Annotated in this window: 11 protein-coding genes; 2 read left to right on the forward strand and 9 right to left on the reverse strand. The window is 54.4% G+C overall.

The features are described from left to right. Positions 1-27 precede the first annotated feature (27 nt). The 9 genes from addA to coaBC form a co-directional block, all read right to left on the reverse strand. Positions 28-3,684: a helicase-exonuclease AddAB subunit AddA gene (gene addA / locus OCV69_RS00370; RefSeq protein WP_262562900.1), complete on the reverse strand. Its 3,657-nt coding sequence runs from the start codon at positions 3,682-3,684 to the stop codon at positions 28-30. Further along, complete coding sequence (gene addB / locus OCV69_RS00375; RefSeq protein ID WP_158358350.1) at positions 3,677-7,111, reverse strand: helicase-exonuclease AddAB subunit AddB; 3,435 nt, start codon at positions 7,109-7,111, stop codon at positions 3,677-3,679. Before addB ends, addA begins: the two co-directional genes overlap by 8 nt. Before the next feature lie 189 nt (positions 7,112-7,300). After that, entirely contained in the window at positions 7,301-7,876 is a 576-nt protein-coding gene (locus OCV69_RS00380) for a hypothetical protein (protein ID WP_158358351.1), read from the reverse strand. A 500-nt stretch (positions 7,877-8,376) separates the two neighbouring features. Beyond that, entirely contained in the window at positions 8,377-10,755 is a 2,379-nt protein-coding gene (locus OCV69_RS00385; RefSeq protein WP_158358352.1) for an N-acetylmuramoyl-L-alanine amidase family protein, read from the reverse strand. A 91-nt stretch (positions 10,756-10,846) separates the two neighbouring features. Beyond that, positions 10,847-12,340: a helix-turn-helix domain-containing protein gene (locus OCV69_RS00390; RefSeq protein ID WP_158358353.1), complete on the reverse strand. Its 1,494-nt coding sequence runs from the start codon at positions 12,338-12,340 to the stop codon at positions 10,847-10,849. Positions 12,341-12,425: 85 nt separating this feature from the next. Further along, complete coding sequence (gene pepV, locus OCV69_RS00395; protein ID WP_158358354.1) at positions 12,426-13,829, reverse strand: dipeptidase PepV; 1,404 nt, start codon at positions 13,827-13,829, stop codon at positions 12,426-12,428. Positions 13,830-13,840: 11 nt separating this feature from the next. Beyond that, positions 13,841-14,287 (reverse strand): GatB/YqeY domain-containing protein, encoded by a 447-nt coding sequence (locus tag OCV69_RS00400; protein ID WP_158358355.1) that lies wholly within the window; start codon positions 14,285-14,287, stop codon positions 13,841-13,843. Between the two features lie 50 nt (positions 14,288-14,337). Continuing rightward, a complete protein-coding gene (locus OCV69_RS00405) occupies positions 14,338-15,930 on the reverse strand; it encodes a peptide chain release factor 3 (RefSeq protein ID WP_158358356.1) in 1,593 nt (530 codons plus the stop codon). Positions 15,931-16,030: 100 nt separating this feature from the next. Further along, positions 16,031-17,242 carry a bifunctional phosphopantothenoylcysteine decarboxylase/phosphopantothenate--cysteine ligase CoaBC gene (gene coaBC / locus OCV69_RS00410; RefSeq protein ID WP_022273792.1) on the reverse strand — a complete coding sequence of 404 codons (1,212 nt, stop codon included), beginning with the start codon at positions 17,240-17,242 and terminating at the stop codon, positions 16,031-16,033. A 122-nt stretch (positions 17,243-17,364) separates the two neighbouring features. Between coaBC and OCV69_RS00415 the strand changes: the two genes are divergently transcribed. Then, the gene (locus OCV69_RS00415) at positions 17,365-18,135 is read left to right on the forward strand and encodes a type III pantothenate kinase (RefSeq protein ID WP_158358357.1); all 771 of its coding nucleotides are present in this window, start codon (positions 17,365-17,367) and stop codon (positions 18,133-18,135) included. 114 nt (positions 18,136-18,249) lie between these two features. Continuing rightward, positions 18,250-19,026, forward strand: a complete 777-nt coding sequence (gene sigG, locus OCV69_RS00420) for an RNA polymerase sporulation sigma factor SigG (protein ID WP_158358358.1) — start codon at positions 18,250-18,252, stop codon at positions 19,024-19,026. The last annotated feature ends 14 nt before the right edge of the window (positions 19,027-19,040 follow it).

Genomic DNA, 19,040 nt, shown 5'->3' on the forward strand with positions numbered 1-19,040 from the left:
TCCCTGCATCCTGTGATCCCGGTATTTTTAAAATACCGGGATCTCTTTCTGTAACGCCAGGGAATAAAGAAACGCCTGCCGGACCGTTTTTCCTGTGATCTGCTCCAGGGCCCGTCTGTAATAAATGAGCTGCAGCCGGTAGCGGTCCAGGAGCACCGTCTCCTCCCCCTCTCTGATCCGGTCTGTTTTATAATCCACCAGCACAGCCCCGTCCCCGTCCTCAAACCAGGCGTCGATGATGCCCTGGATCAGCACCAGCTCGTCGGAATCAGCCTCGTCCATCTCCCGGGCGGGGATCCCCACCACAAACTGCTGTTCCTTTTGGAGCCTTCCCTCTTCGTCCGCCCTTCTCATCCGTTCTGCCAGGGGCGTCTGGAAAAACCTCCAGAGAACGCCGGGCTGTACCAGCCGCAGGGCCTCCTCTGCCATAAGTCCCTGGGCTTTTATGGCATCCAGCTGCGCCTTCAGATCCCCAAAAGAGACCGCATCCTTAAAGGACAGAAGCTCCAGGGCCCGATGGTAGGCCGTTCCCCGGACTGCGCCGCCGGGACGGGAAATACGGCCCTGCTCCCGTTCCTCTTCCTCCCCCTTCCGGAGAAAGGCCGGGACCGTGGGAAGGAAATCGCTTTCTCCGTCGTCTACAAACTGTCCCTGCTCCTTCAGCTCTGAAACCGACATCTTGGCATGGAGCCCGATGTCCGCCTCATGGGGATAGGGACGGCAAAGCTGCTCCAGGACCTCCGGAGGACAGGACTCCCCCTCTTCCCTGAGCCGCTTAAGCTCCAGGTACGTCTCCGCCTTCCAGGCCTGGCTCCTGGCCGCCTCCTTCAGAAGCTCCTCCGCCGGAACATGGGTGACGGAAAGGGAGGCCCTGGCATTTTCCGAGGCCATTAAAAGCCAGTCCAGATAGGAACCGGCAGTGCTTAAGAATGTAAACGGCAGCTCTCTCCTTCTGGAGATCCCGCCCCATTTTTCCGCATGGCGGCCCAGATACCGGTCTCCGGCTGTGATGAACAGCTTTTCCTTTGCCCGGGTCATGGCCACATAGAGGATCCGCAGCTCCTCCCCCATGCTCTCCAGGTTCATCTTCCGGCTCAGGACATTTTTCTTAAGGGTAGGGGCCTTCACCTTCCGTTCCAGATCCAGGTAGTCCGTGGCGATCCCCAGTTTATCGTCAATCAGAATCTTTCCCCTGGCGTCCTGCCGGTTGAATTTCTTTCCGGCCCCGGCTAAAAATACCACGGGAAATTCCAGTCCCTTGCTTTTATGGATGCTCATGATCCGCACCGTATCATCGTTTTCCCCGGCCCTGGCCGCCTCCCCGAAATCTGTATTGTATTTCTTCAGCCGCTCGATATAGCGGATAAAATCAAACAGGCTCTGGTAGCTGGTGGTCTCAAAGGCACAGGCCTTTTCCACCAGCATATCCAGGTTGGCCTGGCGCGCCTTTCCCGCCGGCATGGCAGAAACGTAATCGTAATAGCCGGTGCGCTCGAAGATCTTCCAGATCAGCCGGTGGACCGGCAGATATCCGGCCTCCTTCCGCAGGATCTGAAGGAGTTTTTGAAATTTTTCCAGTTTTTTATATAATTCATCCCCAGCAAAGGCCTCTGCACCGGCCTCCAGGAAATGCCGGACCGCCCCGTAAAAGCCGGGATCCTGGCCCTTGTCCGCACACCGTTTAAATTCTGCCATGACCACCGCCAGATCATGGTCCGTCAGCCCGCCTATGGGCGATCTAAGGACTCCGGCCAGAGGGATATCCTGCATGGGATTGTCAATGACGGCCAGCATATTTAAGACCGTCTCCACCTCCACAGCCGTGAAATATCCCGTCCTGGAATCAGCAAAGGCCGGGATCCCCTCGGCGCTTAAGACCCGTAAAAATTCCTCAGCCCATCCGCTTAAGCTCCGCAAGAGGATGACGATATCCCGCCGTTTTAAGGGCTCATACCGTCCCTCCTTTCCGTTCCATACCTTCATCCCCCGGTCCGGATCCGTCAGCTCCCGGATCTTTGAGGCAATGAGTCTGGCCTCGGCCTCCTTTTCCGTCAGATCGGCCTTTTCCTCATCCATGGAAAGGAACAGGTCCTCCCCGGTGTCCAGAAGGAGCAGCTCCGTCCTGGCCTGGCCCTCTCTCTCCGTCTCCGGATATCCCGCCCCCGGATACAGGGCCGCGTCCTCCGTGTACTGGATGTTCCCCAGGCTCTTTGTCATGATGCTGTAAAAAATGTCATTGACAGAGGCCAGCACCTCCGGGCGGCTCCGGAAGTTTTTGTGAAGCTCGATCTTCTGGTACGGCCCCTCCTCTTTTTTATAGGACTCATATTTCTCCATAAAAAGCTCCGGTCTTGCCAGGCGGAATTTGTAGATGCTCTGCTTCACATCCCCCACCATGAACACGTTGGGCTTCCCGTACCGCTCCCTGGAGATCAGGCGGATCAGTGTTTCCTGGACCTCGTTGCTGTCCTGGTACTCGTCCACCAGGATCTCCTCGTAAAGCCCTGCCAGCTCGTCGGCCGCCGGGCCGGCGCTGTGGTCCCGGGAACCGGCAGTGAGGATATCCAGGGCAAAGTGCTCCAGATCATTGAAATCCACCAGGTTTTTCTCCTCCTTGGCCTCCTGGAACCGGGCCGTAAACTCCTCTGCCAGCTCCAGGAGCATGAGGACCGGCTCCCGGCTGTTTAAAAGGTCCCCATAGATGCGTTCCGGGTCCTCCGGCACATAAAGGGCCTTCATCTTCTTTACGCCGTCCTTGACCCGGTTCCGGAGCTCCGAAACGGCCTCCTTTTTCTCCGGGTCCACATCCTTTCCCCGCACAGCGGCCAGGCGGCCGAACATGGGGGCGGAGAGGATCCCGCAGATCTCTTTATACGTTTCTGCCTCCGAAAGCCGCTCCATGGCCCGCAGATCCTCCTGGAGCATGGGGATATACGCCTGGGGGCCGTTCTCCTCCCCGGCAGTCTCCAGGGCCTCTGACAGCTGCTCTGCAAACTCGCCCGCCTGCCTTTTCACATCCCGCACCAGAAACCGCATCCATTCTGCGTTCTCCAATCCGTCCAGGTCCCCGTCTGTCTCCTCTGAAAGCTCTTTTTTACAGGCGGCGATCCACTGGCCCGGCCAGGGGTTGCTCTGGGAAAATCTCCACACCTGTAAAATATAATCCTCCAGGCCGCCGTCGGCCTTTCCAGAGGCATAGGTGTCCACGAACCGCAGGAACCGGCCATCCTCCCGGCCATAATAGTCCTCTAGGAGCTCCTTCATCACGTCGGCCTGGAGGAGCAGAAGCTCTCCCTCATCGCCGATGCGGAACCCCGGATCGATGTCCAGCTCATTAAAATGCTCCCTTAAGAGCTTCAGACAGAAGCTGTCGATGGTGGTGATCCGCGCATGGTGAATCAGGCTGGTCTGGCGCTCCAGGTTCCGGTCCCCGGGCTCCTCCTCCAGCCGTTTTTCCAGGGCATCCCCGATCCGCTCCCGCATCTCTGCCGCCGCCGCATTGGTAAAGGTCATGACCAAAAGCCGGTCAATGTCCACCGGATGGTCCGGGTCCGTCACCATGCGGACGATCCGTTCCACCAGCACCGCCGTCTTTCCGCTGCCCGCCGCTGCCGACACCAGAAGATTCCTTCCCCTGGCGTCGATGACCTGCTGCTGCTCCTTCGTCCATTTCATTTCAGCCATTTTCCGTTCCTCCCTCCTGGTCCATGGTCTCCTCCTCCGGTTCCTCCTCTTCCAGCTCCTTTTCGATCTCCTTCCAGATCTCCTCCGGCTTCATGGATTTAAATCTCCGGAACCCGTATCCGGAGGTCTTAAGGTCAAAGCCGCAGATGCTGTGGTAGGGGCAGTAATCGCAGGCAGTCCTCTGGCCCTGCTTCCAGGGATTCACTGAAACGACACCGGAAAGGATCTCGTCTCCCATCTCCCGGAGGCTTCTGGAAACGAAGGCGGAAAGGGCCGAAAACCGCTCTCCCCCAGCCACCGATGACCGGGTCTCCTGGATGATCCCGTCCTTTAAGGCCACTGGGATCACATCCGACTCCTTTTCGATCTCCCGGTCCAGATGGCGGATCACATCCAGGCTGCTGTTGACCAGCCCGTTCATCCGGAGCTTTTTAAGGATCCCCGCTTCGATCTCCTCCGGCGTCATGTCTCCCTGCCGCTCGATCACCGGGTCGTCGATGTGATAATAAAAGATCCCTGCGGGAACTGCCTTTTTCCCCGGATGGAGCCTTTCCTCCAGCCTGAGGGCCGCGTCCATATAGACCACCAGCTGGAGCTGGAGTCCATGGTAAAGCAGGGACAGGTCAAAGGAGGTGCTCCCGGACTTATAATCCATGATCTTTACCAGGACCCGGTCCTCCTCCTCTAAAATGTCCATCCGGTCGATCCGTCCCCGCAGGTTCAACGCCTCCCCGCCCCGTAAGGGGATCCGGGTGCTCACATCCACCTCAAACTCCTCCGGCTCAAAATCGCCCTTCCGCAGCTGATGGATCAGGGCCCGGATGGTCCGGTCTGCGATCCGCTCCACCTTCCGCTCCAGATAGCTGTTTCTGGCAGAGCTCTTTAGGATCGTATTCCTGTATTCCAGAGCCACCTGGCTCACACATTCCTTCACCAGGGCTCTCCGCTTTTCGTCGCTGATGGCGCAGAAATCCATGCCTCTGGCCCTTACCTCACTGAAAAACAGGTCGATGGACCGGTGGAACAGGTTTCCCATGTCCGAAAAATCCAGCTCATACTCCCGCCGTTTCTTAAGCTCCAGTCCATGGCTCAAAAAATGGGCGTAGGCGCAGGCTGCATATCCCTCCATTCTGGTGACGCTGCCGTTTAAAATGGTCCCGTAAAGAGCCCTGGCCGCCTCCCGGCCGATGCCATGGTCCCTGTACGAATAGGAACATGCCTCCGCCAGTGCTTCCATCCTCTCCTTTTCCAGATCCTCCCGGGACAAAAGCCCGTAGAGCATGGCCGCCTCCCGGTCCCGTTCCATGGACTCCGGATCCTGGAGCCAGCTTATGACTGCCCGCTTTGCTGCGGTCCTGTGGATGGCCGCCTCCTTAAGCTCTGAGGCCCCCTGTACGGGAACCGCCGGAAACCGTTTTTTCATCTGGCCTATGAGGCTGGAAGGCCGCAGGGTCTTCCCAGAGGCCGAAAGCACCGGATAGGAAAGGGTCAGAAGCTCCGACGGCTTCGTCATCATCAGATACAGGTAAAACCGCTGCATGAAGCCCTCTTCCCGGGCTGTGGGCGCCAGCTCCAGGTCGTTCCTTTTTAAGATCTCCCGTTCCTGCTCCGTGAGGATCCCGCCTTTTCCTGTGTCTGCCGGGACAACGCCCTCGTTTACCCCCACAAAAAACAGGGCGCGGATCCCCGAAAGCCTTGTCCTTTTCAGATCTCCCGCCACCACCCGGTCGGCTCCTGCCGGAATCATGCCCACCTTAAGCTCCGAAAGCCCCGCGCTTAAGATCTCCAGATACTCCTTTCTGGACACCGCCTCGGTCCCCAGGAGCTCATAAAGCCGTTCAAACAGCTCCATGACCAGGCCGTAGATCTCCTCATACTCCCGGGCCTCCTTTTCCATTCCCTGGCTGCGGAACTGCTCCGCCCGGTCCAGAAGCTTCCGCTCCACCTCCAGAGACTGGAGAAGCTCCGCCAGGGCCTCCGTCACCGTGCCAACCGGTGTTCCGCGCTCTCCGGCCTTTTCCTTAAACGCTTTCAGCGGCCCCAGGATCTCTTCCTTAAATTCATTTAATTCCTTCAGGTTCAGGCGGCTGCCGCCCTCAAAGGTCTTTTCCCACTGGCCTTCCCAGTTTTTTAGGCCCCGGATCCCCATGGCCCGCACATACGTTTCCAGGCGGTCGGTCTTTTCCTCTTCCTCCGTCACCAGCCCGGTCCGCAGATACTGGAACATGCTTTCATAATCAAAGCCCCTCCGCAGGATCTCCAGGGCGCTTTTCATAAGCCTTATAAAGGGATTCCCGGACACGTCCTTTTTGCTGTCCAGGAACAGGGGGATCCCGTTCTCCTCAAACTGGTGCAGGATCTCCTTTTCATACCCCGGCAGATCCCCGCAGACAATGGCGATCTCCCGGTAGCGGAACCCATCCTTCTTCACCAGCCGGTGGATCTGGTTCACCACAAAATCCACCTCGTCCGCAGGATTCTCCGCCTGGACCAGACGGATCCCCTCCGCAGGACCTCCCCAGGGACGGTAGGGATACCGGAACATGGTCCGCTCCAGATGATCCAGCTCCGGCCGCAGGGAAAACCGTTTCAAGGGCCGGTCTGCCAGACGGATATCCTGCCCCACAGCCACGCCGTTCTCCTCGGCCAGACGCTTTAATTTCCCGGCCATCTTCCGGCTCATATCGAACAGATCCGCCTCGTCGCCGGGGCCATAAAGATCCGTGTCCCCGGTGGCTGTGACCGTCACATACATCTCCCGGCACAGCTTAAGGAGCTGGCCCAGAAGCCGGTACTGGACCGGAGTAAAGCCCGTATAGCCGTCCAGGACCAGAACGCTGTCCCTTAAAAGCCTGGAGCGCTCCGCCACCCGGCACAGCACGTCCAGAAGCTCCTCCGCCGTAATATACCGTTCCCGCATAAATGCCTGGAACGCCCGGTAGATCACATTCATATCCGTGAGCTTTCCCTGGAGGACCTGGCCCATGTCCCCCTTTTCCATCTGCTCCTTTAAGGCCTCCGGCGTGACGCCGTACTGGTAAAATTCCGACAGCATGGACTTGATCTCATCGATAAAGCCCGTCTGATTCAGATGGGCAGAAAATAAAAGAAGCTGGTCCTTCTGCTCTCCCGCCAGCTTCCGTAAGACCATGGTCTTTCCCGTATCGTCCAGGATCTCCGGCTGGGGCAGGGAAAGCTCCCCGAAGATCCGGTAGGCCAGACGCTCAAAGCTGACGATATCTATGTTCATGGTGCCCCGGCGCGGATGCAGTCGGACGATATCCTTCTGCCCCTGCATGGTGCTCTGCTCCGGTACGATGACAAAAAACTGCCTCTGGGGCTCCTTCATGGACCAGTCGATGACCTTCTTATAAATATATTCCGTTTTCCCGGCTCCCGAGCCGCCAGTGATCAGAGAAAGTGCCATGGATACCTCCTGTGTGGTCGTTTATGGTGTCGCGGTGTGCGATGGTATAATACCTGTTTTCCAGACATTATACCGCGGTTGGAACCTCCAGTCCACTGGCTGGGGCTGGATTTTTCGGCTCCGTGTATATTTTCCAGAAACTGGGGAGCGCTGTCTGGCCTGGCTCCCGATTGGATCCATATATCTTTTCTATCGCTGTAACACAAGATTCTCCAAAATCACTCCAACATACTCATCATAGCCCTTTTCAATGTCCATAATGAACAATTTTTCGCCGATCACCATAGCGTAACAATCGAACCAGTCGTATTCCGAACCTGGAGCGTAATAAATACGTTTTCCCCCTATTTCCTCTTCCGTAAACAGGTTCGGATTGCTTTCCATGATTTCCTCCAGCTGCTGTTTCCCATTATTGGATCTGTATGTACACAGTTCTAATTTGAACGTATCCTCATTTACCTCACATTCATACGTCACAGCGATATAGCTTATCGCAACAGAAACGCCGGTATCAGCCGCACTAAAGCCAGCCGTGTTTGAAGGCGCCGTGCTTCTGTCCGCCGCCTGGGAATCTAAAACGAAAACGCCTTCATCGCTGTCAGCTAAAAAACCTTCAATAGAATCATACTCTGTATTTGCAAGTGATTCATGGATCACTTCATTCTGGAGCAGCTGGTCCGGGTCAGAAGCTGACATTTCAGCGCTGTTCTGGCAGCCGGTCAGTCCCAGGACCAGCAGAATAGACATTCCTATAAGTTTTTTCATGTTTGCTCCTCCTTTCGATTCCTGGTACAAAAAACCGGTGAGATAAAATATCCCATCGGCTAAGTTCGTGTATCTGGCTGTGGTTCTGATCACCATATGAAACCGTACTTTACTCCTCGCTCCGCGCTTTCCTGCGTTTCAACGCTTCTAATATGGTATCTGCATTTTCGGTATTTGTAACCTCCGGATAGTCCGCTTCAAACTGCACAAGCAACTCCTTTGACCGTTTTTCTTCATCACGGACTGCCTGATAGACTTTTTCAAGATCACCTGCCTTATTATTACTGTATCAGTCAACCGTGATATTGTCAATAATTTTAATACCTTTGAATTTTTTATAAAAAGGCCAGCGTGGAAAGCATTTCTGCCTTTAACGCTGGCCTTTGCCTTTGTAACGTTCATATAGCTGATGTCTAATCGTTGTTTTCAGATTTCTTCCTTATTGGGCATCAGCATCTCTGCGTCTCCCTTTCCCCAAAGCCTGTGATCACTGGCTGCGTTTACTGGATCCAGGCTCCGTCCTTATCTACTTTGTAGCCATCCGGAGTCGTGGTGTCATAGGCCATGGCTCCCAGAGAGCTGTCGTTCACTTTGCTGAAATAGTACCACTTGCCGCCGATCTCATGCCAGCCGGTGAACATATAGCCCCGGTTGCCGTCCGCCTGCGGATACAGATAATACCAGTTGTTCTGCCAGTGATGCCAGCCGGTCACCATATAGCCCTCACCGTTGAAATAGTACCACTGGTAGGTGTCCTTCCAGGGCAGGTATACCCAGGAATTGGAAGGCCAGGTCCCGTCGTCGTAGCTGTACCACCATCCCTTTTCGTTCATGACCCATTTTCCATTTTTGTAGAAGTCAGCCTTCACTCTCGCCCTTCCGGAGGAGTGGGAATTTCCGCTGCTGCTTCCGCCGCCGGACGGACGGCTGGGCTTCTTCACTGCCTTCACATCAAAGGCACCCAGCTTTGTAATGGTGATCTTCACCGTTCCCTTTTCTCCATCCACGTCTGCCTTATCAACGCCCTCTACTTCATAATTATAGGAAGCGTTGCTGTAAGATGCGATAAAGTAGTCCGGGATCTCCACGGTCATGGTCACAGGAGCCGTCAGCGTTTTCCTCTCCTTGCCGTTGACCAGAAGCCTTACAGAACCTCTTACCCGGGCATTGCTGGAGGTGGCGGGCCATTCTGTCGCGTACTCAATGGTCACCTTTCCGCCGCCCTCTGCAAAATCCTCAGAGGTAAGTCCTGCTGCCGCGATGCCGCCCACAGCGTCTGAAGGCTCGGTTTCAATATTATCCGCTCCGTAGACAGCCAGATAAAGGGCCTCGTATTTTGCCACCTGGTCGGCTGTGAGCTTTGTAATATCGATCTTTGTCTTTAAGGCCTCTGTCTGCATGTCAGCCGCCTGTTCCTTCTCGTCCTGGCTCATAATGTCCGCATTTGCGATGACCTTATCTGCCTGGGCCAGAGCGTCGGCTGCGTTGCTGGGGGTTGCCAGGATCACCTTTGCCTCCGTGATCTCGCCATTCTCATCGGTGGTGTAAGTCACACCGTTGAGCGTAACTGTCTTCCCCTTTACCTTGTGTCCATTTTCTGCAACTAAATAGCTTTTCCCCTGGGCATTTACCACGCCGTTCACTGCCATGGCGCCGTCTGCCCCAACCCATACCTGCTCAGTACATCCATTTCCTTCGGGACAAGTGATCCACTGGTTCTTCACCAGGGAAGCTGGATCCTCTGTCTCGTAGAAATACCATTTGCCGTTCTGCTGGTGCCAGCCGGGCTCTACCTCTTCGGGAACGATATCCTCCTCTCCCAGAAGCTGGATCTCTGCGGGCTTATAGCCCTTATACATCATTTCCAGATAAACCCGCGGATCCCTCTCCTCCGCGATATCCCGCACCTTTCTATCCATCAGACTCTTATATGCTCCATTGGTATAAAAACCAATTCCTGTTGCCGTATACCCCTGCAAGCGCAGCATATTGCCCGTCTGTTCCATTCCATCAAAGACAGCTTTAAAGGTATCGTCAGGCTTCGCCTGAGCTTTAATGTCTCTCTCTGAGAGTATCGTTTCCATGTAATCACGATCCATCGGTTCACGGTATACCGCCAAAGGAACGCTTGCCGTAATCCTGGGACCAACATACACAGATAAATACACATCTTCATATCTCTGGTTATTGAACGCATAGGAAACATAGATACGATATATGCCTGTTTCCAGCGGCTTTGTGGCACGGAATACTCCATTTCCATCGATTGAAAACAGGGCCTTATCAACCTCTTCATTATTAAATCTTACTTCATCTATCGTCAGTCCCTGTACGCCGGAATATCCATGATCCTTCCTGTTTTCCATTTCATATATGGTCAGCTGTTTATTGGGAAGCGCACCGGCGTTGTACATCCCAGTTACACCAGTACAGGACTCCTTAAACGCCAGCCGTTTCCTTGAGAATGCACTCTCATACAGTTCCGCCCGGAGCCCCTTAAATACTGCATCCAGCTTCAGATCACTGTCTGCCATTATAGACCACTGCTGATAATATGGATCGTCAATCTCCATGGGGCTTCCATTTACAGAGGCCGATTGCACGAATGTCCGTATCTCCTCCGTCTGGGATGTCTGATAAGCGATCTGATTCGCGGTTATATCCAGTTCTACTCCCTTTGGGACCTCACTTACCTCTCCGATCGGAAGACATACCTCATTTCCTGTCTCCTCATCGAAATAGCCGACTTCCAGATATCCCCCCTTCACATTAGGAACCGTGACCTTCACAGTCTCCGCAGCCAGGGAAGAAAATCCGGCTGCCAGCGTCATGGCTGCTGCACACACCGGCAGAAGCCATCGCTTCGTACATTTTCTCATAACCCTTCCTCCTTGTACTTATTTTGACGTAAAAATCAGAATTTCCAATTTTTACATACTATTTTAAGTATAGTCGGAAGGTTCCGGTCTATCAAGGTGTACCGGCAACTGTACCACCATCTTTCAGACCATCCCTGTATTTTCTGACGATGGCCTCCGTCTCCTCCCTGGAGTACACCTCCCCATGGTCCCGCATTCCACGGATATATGTGTCAAACGCCTGGGTAATGGACGGTTCCTGGATCAGGAGCTGATGGAAGCCCTGTTCCGGGTCGTACAGGACCAGACTGGCTCCCACGGCGCTGCTGACAAAAATATTCAGCATTTTTGTCAGATGAAGGCTCTGTTCCTTTACGATCCCCATATCACAGCCCGGCCGTTCCATATCTGCCAGCATCCCATCCAGGATCCTGACCCTTTCCTCCCTTGTCAGCGCCCGGACGTACTCCTCCGGATAATCGGCGAACCGGCCGTTTTCTGCAAATTCCCGGAGCCCGTCCTCCGTAAAATAATGGATCAGCTCTGCTCCGGAAGCAACCTGCTCCCTGCGTTTCATGATCCCATCGATCACCAGGCTCCTGCCGGGAAGCCCCGGCGCTGCCACACGCTCTGCCAGCTCCCGGTCTGCCCAAAGGACAAAGCATGGCTGGTATTCCAGAAAACAGCGGCTCACGGGGCCATTGTCGCTTTTCAGCATCCAGTCCAGTACCTGGAAAATGTCACGGAAGTATCTGGCAAGACAGCCGTTCCTGCCATTTTTATACACCTTAAAAAAGCTCCTGCGGTACGCGTCCGTCACCTCCGGCTCATAGGCCACCACCGCCTGGTCCATATTGCCGGAAAACAGGATCACCCGGTCGTCCAGGATCCCGTAATACGGATATAAAACTGCCTCATCCCGGCCGCCGGATGGATGATCATGATAATAATACCAGGTTTCATAAGCGGCACCGGCCTGGTAATAGGTGGGGATCAGATTATAAACGGCCCTCAGGTTATGATAGTCTCCGGCGCTGTCCTCCGCTCTCTTGGAAAGCCTCACCAGCTGGACGATATTCAGATGCCCCATGGCAGAGCGGCCGTCCAGTGAAAACGCCGGCAGCAACCTGGCCAGGATACAGCTTTCCGCAGGCACATAAAAATACGCATTCTTTCTCCCGGCGCTCAAGTTCTCCCAGATGGCACCCCAGAGATACCGTTCCACAGCGATCACTCCGTTTATGGTCCGCATTCCCGGAGAACTGGCCTGGCCCGGAGGTTCCGGAGTCATTCCAAAGCCGGCCTCCATCCCGCATATATTTCCCGCCTCCTCCAGCATCCGGCGGATCATGCACCGCATAAAATAAACGTCGTCTCCGTCCATAGCCCGGTAATACGCCTCCTGCAGCTCCCTGTGCTCCCGGACACCCAGCCGCAGCTCCCGGCGGATCGCTTCAAAGATCTGTGGATCCGGCAGCCTCGTTCCGGCCAGATACCGCTGGATATTCACCCGGTTGATGCCCGTGATCCTGGCAAATTCATAATTCGTATACCCGCTGGTCCTTAAATGGGCCTCCAGCAGCTCATGAAATCTCCTGTTTTCCATACTGGCTCCCCTCCCCGCAATTAAAGCCCCCCAGAAAGCAAAAACGCCTGCCGGAAGACGCATCTTACCGGCAGGACATTCTATTCTAGCAGCATAATTCAGTAATCACCTGCGCAAAGATCTTCGCGCTCATTAAAAGCTCATCGATCACCGCAAACTCGTCGGGACCGTGCATGTTATTTTCTGTTTCCGGCATGGCCGCGCCGAAGGCAACTCCGTTCTTTAAGTGGTGGACATACGTTCCGCCTCCGATGGCAATGCACTCTCCCTTTCTTCCCGTGTACATCTCATAGCTCTTAAGGAGCGTCTGGACAAACTGGGAATCTCCAGGAACGTGGTGGGGCGGGTTCATGGAATCATTGTTTAAAGAGATCCCGTACCCGGCCATGGCCGCCTTCGCCGGCTTTAAGGTATTCTCCTCATTGGAGCAGATGGGGCAGCGGCTGTCAAAATCACCGGAAAGGCTGGTCTCCGTGATCTCCAGCATACTGAAGGTCAGGGTCAGCTGGCCGGATTCCTCGTCCTCCATGGCGATCCCCAGGTTCTTTCCGAACCAGTCGCCATGGGGCATCAGCTTATTCAGGGCACGGATCTTTTCCACCTGTCCGCACTCAGCCAGCTCCAGCTTTTCGATCAGTGCAAGAAGTCCTGTCAGGGCATTTTTCCCCTTCCAGGGGGTAGAAGCATGGCCGTTTTCCCCAAAGGCCTCGATCTTCATATAGCCGCCCTCAGAGGTTACGTCAAAACGGATCCCCAGCTCGGCCTCTAAAGTGTGGGCAAAGGCCTCTGTATCGGAGCCGTCCAGTCCCTCAAATAAGGCCTCTGCCTTGGAGGGGACCACGTTGGACTTGGTGCCGCTCTTAAAGGATACCATTCTGGGAAGGGCCTGGCTCTTTTCAAATTCCGCCGTGAACTGGCCGTGGAGGCTGCCCTTTTCAATGTTGATCACCGGGAAGCTGGCGTCCGGAGAGAAGGTCATGGGGGCCTCCTCCTCCACACTGTAATAGTGGCGGATATCGGAGCTGCCGCACTCCTCGTCGGTTCCCAGGATCAGACGCACGTTCTTCTTCACCGGGATCCCCAGCTCCTTCACAGCGCGCATGGCGTAGAGGGCTGCGATGGCCGGACCCTTATCGTCGGCAGTTCCGCGGCCATAGATCTTTCCGTCCTTTACCACCGGTACAAAGGGCTCTGTCACCGTCCATCCGTCTCCAGCCGGAACGATGTCCAGATGGGCTAAGATATCCAACTGCTTTTCCTTATCGTTCAGATCCACCGTTCCCACATAGTTGTCGTAGTTGTTGATGGAAAATCCGTAGCATTCTGCAATGTGGAGCGCTGCGCCCAAGGCCTCAAAGCAGCCGTCTCCGTAGGGCCTTCCTGCCCGGTAGGAATCCTTGGTGCTGTCGATCTTACAAAGCTCCGCAATATCCTCCAGCATTTCTGTTTTATGGGCATCGATAAATTTATCTATTTTTTCTCTGTACACGTTTCTGCCTCCTATTTCATCATTCCGGCCAGCACTTCATTGACCACTTTTCCGTCTGCCTTTCCCTTTACCAGGGGCATTAAGACCTTCATGATCCGTCCCTTATCTTTGGCCGTCGGCGCTTCGATCTCCAGCTCCTTTAAAACTCCGTTTATGATCTCTGTGATCTGGTCCACAGTCAGGTCTGCCGGAGCAAACTCCTGGTATACCTCCATCCGCTTTCTGGCCTCTTCGATGATGTCAGTCCGGTCTGCGGGGGCCGTATCCATGGTCTCCTTGGTCTGCTTTAATTCCTTTTTGATCACTGCATTGGCCTCGTCCTCGGTCAGGGGAGAACGCTTGTCGATCTCCGCATTCTTTAAAGCAGATAAAAGCATGGACAGAGAATCCTTCCTGTCCTTATCCTTGGCCTTCATGGCCTCTACCATAGCCGCACGTACAAGCTCGATCTTGCTCATAGGATCCTTCCTTTCCTTATTATATCATGATCGTTCAGACAGCCCTGCAATTAGTTCCGTCCGAACTCCGCCAGCCTTAAGCCCGGGTTTCTCTCTTCCACCATCCCGACACTCCAGCTGTTGATGAACAGGAGCAGCGGATTGCCCTTCAGATCACAGATCCGCTTCATATCGGAGGTACCCTGGATCCTGGCCACATCCACCTCGCCCGGATTCTCGACCCACCGGATATACTCAAAGGGAAGCTGCTCCAGCTTTACCTCCACGTTGTACTCGTTCTCCAGGCGGTAGGTCAGCACCTCAAACTGCAGGACGCCCACAACGCCTACGATGATCTCCTCCATGCCCGTATTGAACTCCTGGAAGATCTGGATGGCTCCCTCCTGGGCGATCTGGCTGATGCCCTTGATAAACTGCTTTCTCTTCATGGTATCCATCTGGCGCACCCTGGCGAAGTGCTCGGGAGCAAAGGTGGGGATCCCCTCAAACTGGAATTTCCCGCCGGGAGCGCATAAGGTATCTCCAATGGAGAAAATACCCGGATCAAATACGCCGATGATGTCTCCGGCATACGCCTCCTCGATGATCTTTCTGCTCTCTGCCATCAGCTGCTGGGGCTGGGTCAGACGGATCTTCTTCCCGCCCTGGACATGGTTCACTTCCATTCCAGCCTCAAACTTTCCAGAGCAGATCCGCATGAACGCGATCCTGTCCCTGTGGGCCTTGTTCATGTTGGCCTGGATCTTAAATACAAAGGCGGAAAACTTTTCATCAAACGGATCCACCTGGCCATCCAGAGTCTTTCTGGGAAGCGGGGAGGAGGTCATATTTAAGAAATGCTCCAGGAAGGTCTCCACGCCGAAGTTGGTCAGAGCCGAACCGAAGAACACCGGAGAAAGCTCGCCGCGGTTTACTAACTCCTGGTCAAATTCATCGCTGGCTCCGTCTAAAAGCTCGATATCATCCCTGAGCTGGGCGTGGTAATCCTGGCCGATGATGGAGTCCACATCCGCGCCCTCCACGTCGAAGGTCCTGCTGGCCACCTCCTTCTGGCCTCCCATGGCGGCCGTGAAGGTGGTGATCTGCTTTGTCTGACGGTCGTATACGCCCTTAAAATTCTTTCCGCAGCCGATGGGCCAGTTGATGGGGCAGGTATGGATCCCCAGAACCTCTTCGATCTCGCTCATCAGCTCAAAGGGATCCCTGGCCTCCCGGTCCATTTTGTTCACAAAGGTAAAGATCGGGATATGGCGCATCACACAGACCTTGAAAAGCTTGATGGTCTGCGCCTCCACACCCTTGGAGCCGTCGATGACCATCACCGCCGAATCCGCAGCCATAAGGGTCCGGTAGGTATCCTCCGAGAAGTCCTGATGGCCCGGCGTGTCCAGGATATTGATGCAGTAGCCTTCATAATTAAACTGTAAAACCGAAGAGGTAACGGAAATTCCCCTCTCCTTCTCGATCTCCATCCAGTCGGAGACCGCATGCTTTGTGGCCTTCCTTCCCTTTACGGTTCCCGCCAGATTGATGGCTCCTCCGTAAAGAAGGAATTTTTCAGTCAGTGTCGTCTTACCGGCGTCCGGGTGCGAAATGATCGCAAAGGTGCGCCGTCTCTTTATTTCATCTGCAAAAGCTGCCAATGGAAAACCTCCAATTCAAACGTCTTAAAATCACAACATCCTTATTTTGCCAATAAATTCACCATTCGTCAAGTATAATCTGGGCCAGACCCGTTCCGTCTTAAAAATCCTCCGGCTCCTTCCTCTCCATTCCAAAAACAGCGTCCAGGATCCTTCCGGCCACGTCCTCCTTGGACATCTTGGGAAGCTCCGTCTCCTTCTCCCTGGTGATCAGCGTCACCACGTTGGTATCGGTGCCGAAGCCGGCCCCGTCCACCTTCAGGTTATTGGCCACGATCATATCCAGCTTCTTCTTTTCCAGCTTTGCCCTGGAATTTTCCAGCATATGTTCCGTTTCCATGGAAAAGCCGCAGAGGAACTGGCCCTTTTCCTTATGCTCTCCCAGCCACTTTAAGATATCGTCAGTGCGCTCCAGCTGGATCGCCATATCCCCGTCCTTTTTCTTCGTCTTTTCCGTATTGACGAATTTCGGCCGGTAATCGGCCACCGCTGCTGCCTTTATGATGGCGTCCTGTCCTGCGCTCCTGGCGGTCACGGCCTCAAACATCTCCTTCGCGCTCTCCACCGGCACCAGGTCCACGAACATGGGCGGCTTTTCCTCCGCCGGTCCTGTGACCAGAGTCACCTGGGCTCCCCGGTACGCAGCGGTCTTCGCAATGGCGTATCCCATCTTCCCGGTGGAGTGGTTGGTGATGTAGCGGACCGGATCGATGGCCTCCCTGGTGGGACCGGCGGTCACTAAGATCTTTTTCCCGGCCAGATCCTTCTCATACCGGATCTCCTTTAAAATATACTGGAGCAGCACCTCCGGCTCCGGCATTTTCCCGGCTCCCGTATCCCCGCAGGCCAGATAGCCGCTGGCCGGGGAGATCACCTCCATCCCGTACCGTTCACAGATCCTTAAATTATCCTGGGTGATGGGATTTTCAAACATCCGGGTGTTCATGGCAGGGCTTATGATCTTTTTGCAGGTGCAGGCCAGAACGGTGGTAGTCAGCATATCGTCAGCCAGGCCATGGGCCAGCTTTGCGATCACATTGGCAGAGGCCGGAGCCACCAGCACCACATCCGCCAGCTTTGCCAGGGAAACGTGCTCCACAGAAAACTCAAAATTCCGGTCAAAGGTGTCCACCAGGCACTTGTTCCCGGTCAGCGTCTCGAAGGTAATGGGATTGATGAAATTGGTGGCGTTTTCTGTCATGATCACATGGACGTCGGCCCTTAGTTTTTTCAGTGCGCTGGCCAGATAAGCGATCTTATAGGCCGCAATACTCCCTGTCACGCATAAAAGCACTGTTTTTCCCTTCAACATTTTGGAATCCTCCGTTGTATTTCCGATTATTTTGTGGTAAAATCACTTTCATTAAAAAATAATGATCGTACATAGCACTTAATTATATCACTTACGATTCAAATGTGAAAGGAGTTTTCTTTATGATTTTAGCCGTAGACATGGGAAACAGCAATATCGTCGTGGGCGGGCTGGATGACCAGGCCACATATTTTGAAGAGAGGATCACCACCGACGACCGCAAGACCAGCCTGGAATACGCCATCATGCTGAAAAACATCCTGGAAATACACAAAATAAAACGAAGCGACATCGAGGGCTCCATCATCTCTTCCGTTGTACCGCCCTTAAACGCTCCTCTTTCCTCGGCCGTAAAAAAGATCACCGGAAAACGGCCTTTTTTAGTGGGCTCCGGCATGAAGACCGGCTTAAACATTAAAATGGACAACCCCAAGGCCGTAGGCGGCGACCGGATCGTGGCTGCGGTGGCTGCCATTGCAAGATATGAGGGCCCCATCATCATCATCGACATGGGGACCGCCACCACCATGGATGTGGTGGACAAGGCAGGCTCCTACATCGGCGGCGTGATCCTGCCCGGCGTCAAGGTCGCCTTAAATTCCCTGGTGTCCAATACGGCCCAGCTTCCCAGGATCAACCTGGATGTTCCCAAACGGACCATCGGAAAAAATACCATCGAGTGTATGAGAAACGGCATCATGTACGGCAACGCCGCCATGCTGGACGGTCTCATCGACCGGATGGAGGCAGAGTTAGGAGAACCGGCGACCCTGGTGGCCACCGGAGGCATGTCCCGGTTCATCACTCCCCTCTGCACCCATAAGATCATTTACGACGCGGATCTCCTGCTGCGGGGCCTTCTGATCCTTTACCGTCAGAACATGCCGGAATAACGCGCTAAAACAGGCCTGCAGAATTTACCAGCCGGCCTCCGGTATAATCCTTACCAAAACCGTACATCATTCTCAATATAGCAAAATCCAGAGAATGACCCAGGAGGTAAGGATATGTCCGGTTATAAGGTTGAAATATGCGGAGTCAATACAGCAAAGCTGCCGCTGCTTACCACAGAAGAGAAGGAAGAGCTTTTTAAAAGGATCCTGGCCGGCGATAAGCAGGCCAGGGAGGATTACATCAAAGGAAATCTGCGTCTTGTGTTAAGCGTCATCCAGCGTTTCTCCGGAAATAACGAAAACGTGGACGACCTGTTCCAGATCGGATGCATCGGCCTCATCAAGGCCATCGACAATTTTGACATCACCCAGAACGTCCGTTTCTCTACCTACGCGGTCCCCATGATCCTTGGGGAGGTCCGCCGGTATCTCCGGGACAACAATTCCATCCGTGTCAGCCGCTCCCTGCGGGACACTGCCTACAAAGCCATCTACGCCAGAGAAAATCTCATGAAAAAAAACATGAAAGAACCCACCATCATGGAAATTGCCGATGAGGTGGGTCTGAGCAAAGAGGAGATCACCTACGCCATGGACGCCATCCAGACGCCCATGAGCCTTTATGAGCCTGTCTATACCGACGGCGGCGATCCCCTTTATGTCATGGACCAGATCAGCGATAAGAAAAACAGGGAGGAAAACTGGATCGAGCAGCTTTCCTTAAACGAGGCCATGAAACGGCTCCCGGACCGGGAGCGGAACATCATCCGCATGCGCTTTTATGAAGGTCGCACCCAGACCGAGGTGGCGGAGGAGGTAGGCATCAGCCAGGCCCAGGTCTCCAGGCTGGAAAAAAACGCACTGAAGACCATGCGGAGCTATCTGGCCTGACCCTTTCCCTTCTT

The sequence above is a fragment of the Alitiscatomonas aceti genome (genome assembly GCF_025567195.1).
Classification (GTDB): Bacteria; Bacillota; Clostridia; order Lachnospirales; family Lachnospiraceae; genus Alitiscatomonas; species Alitiscatomonas aceti.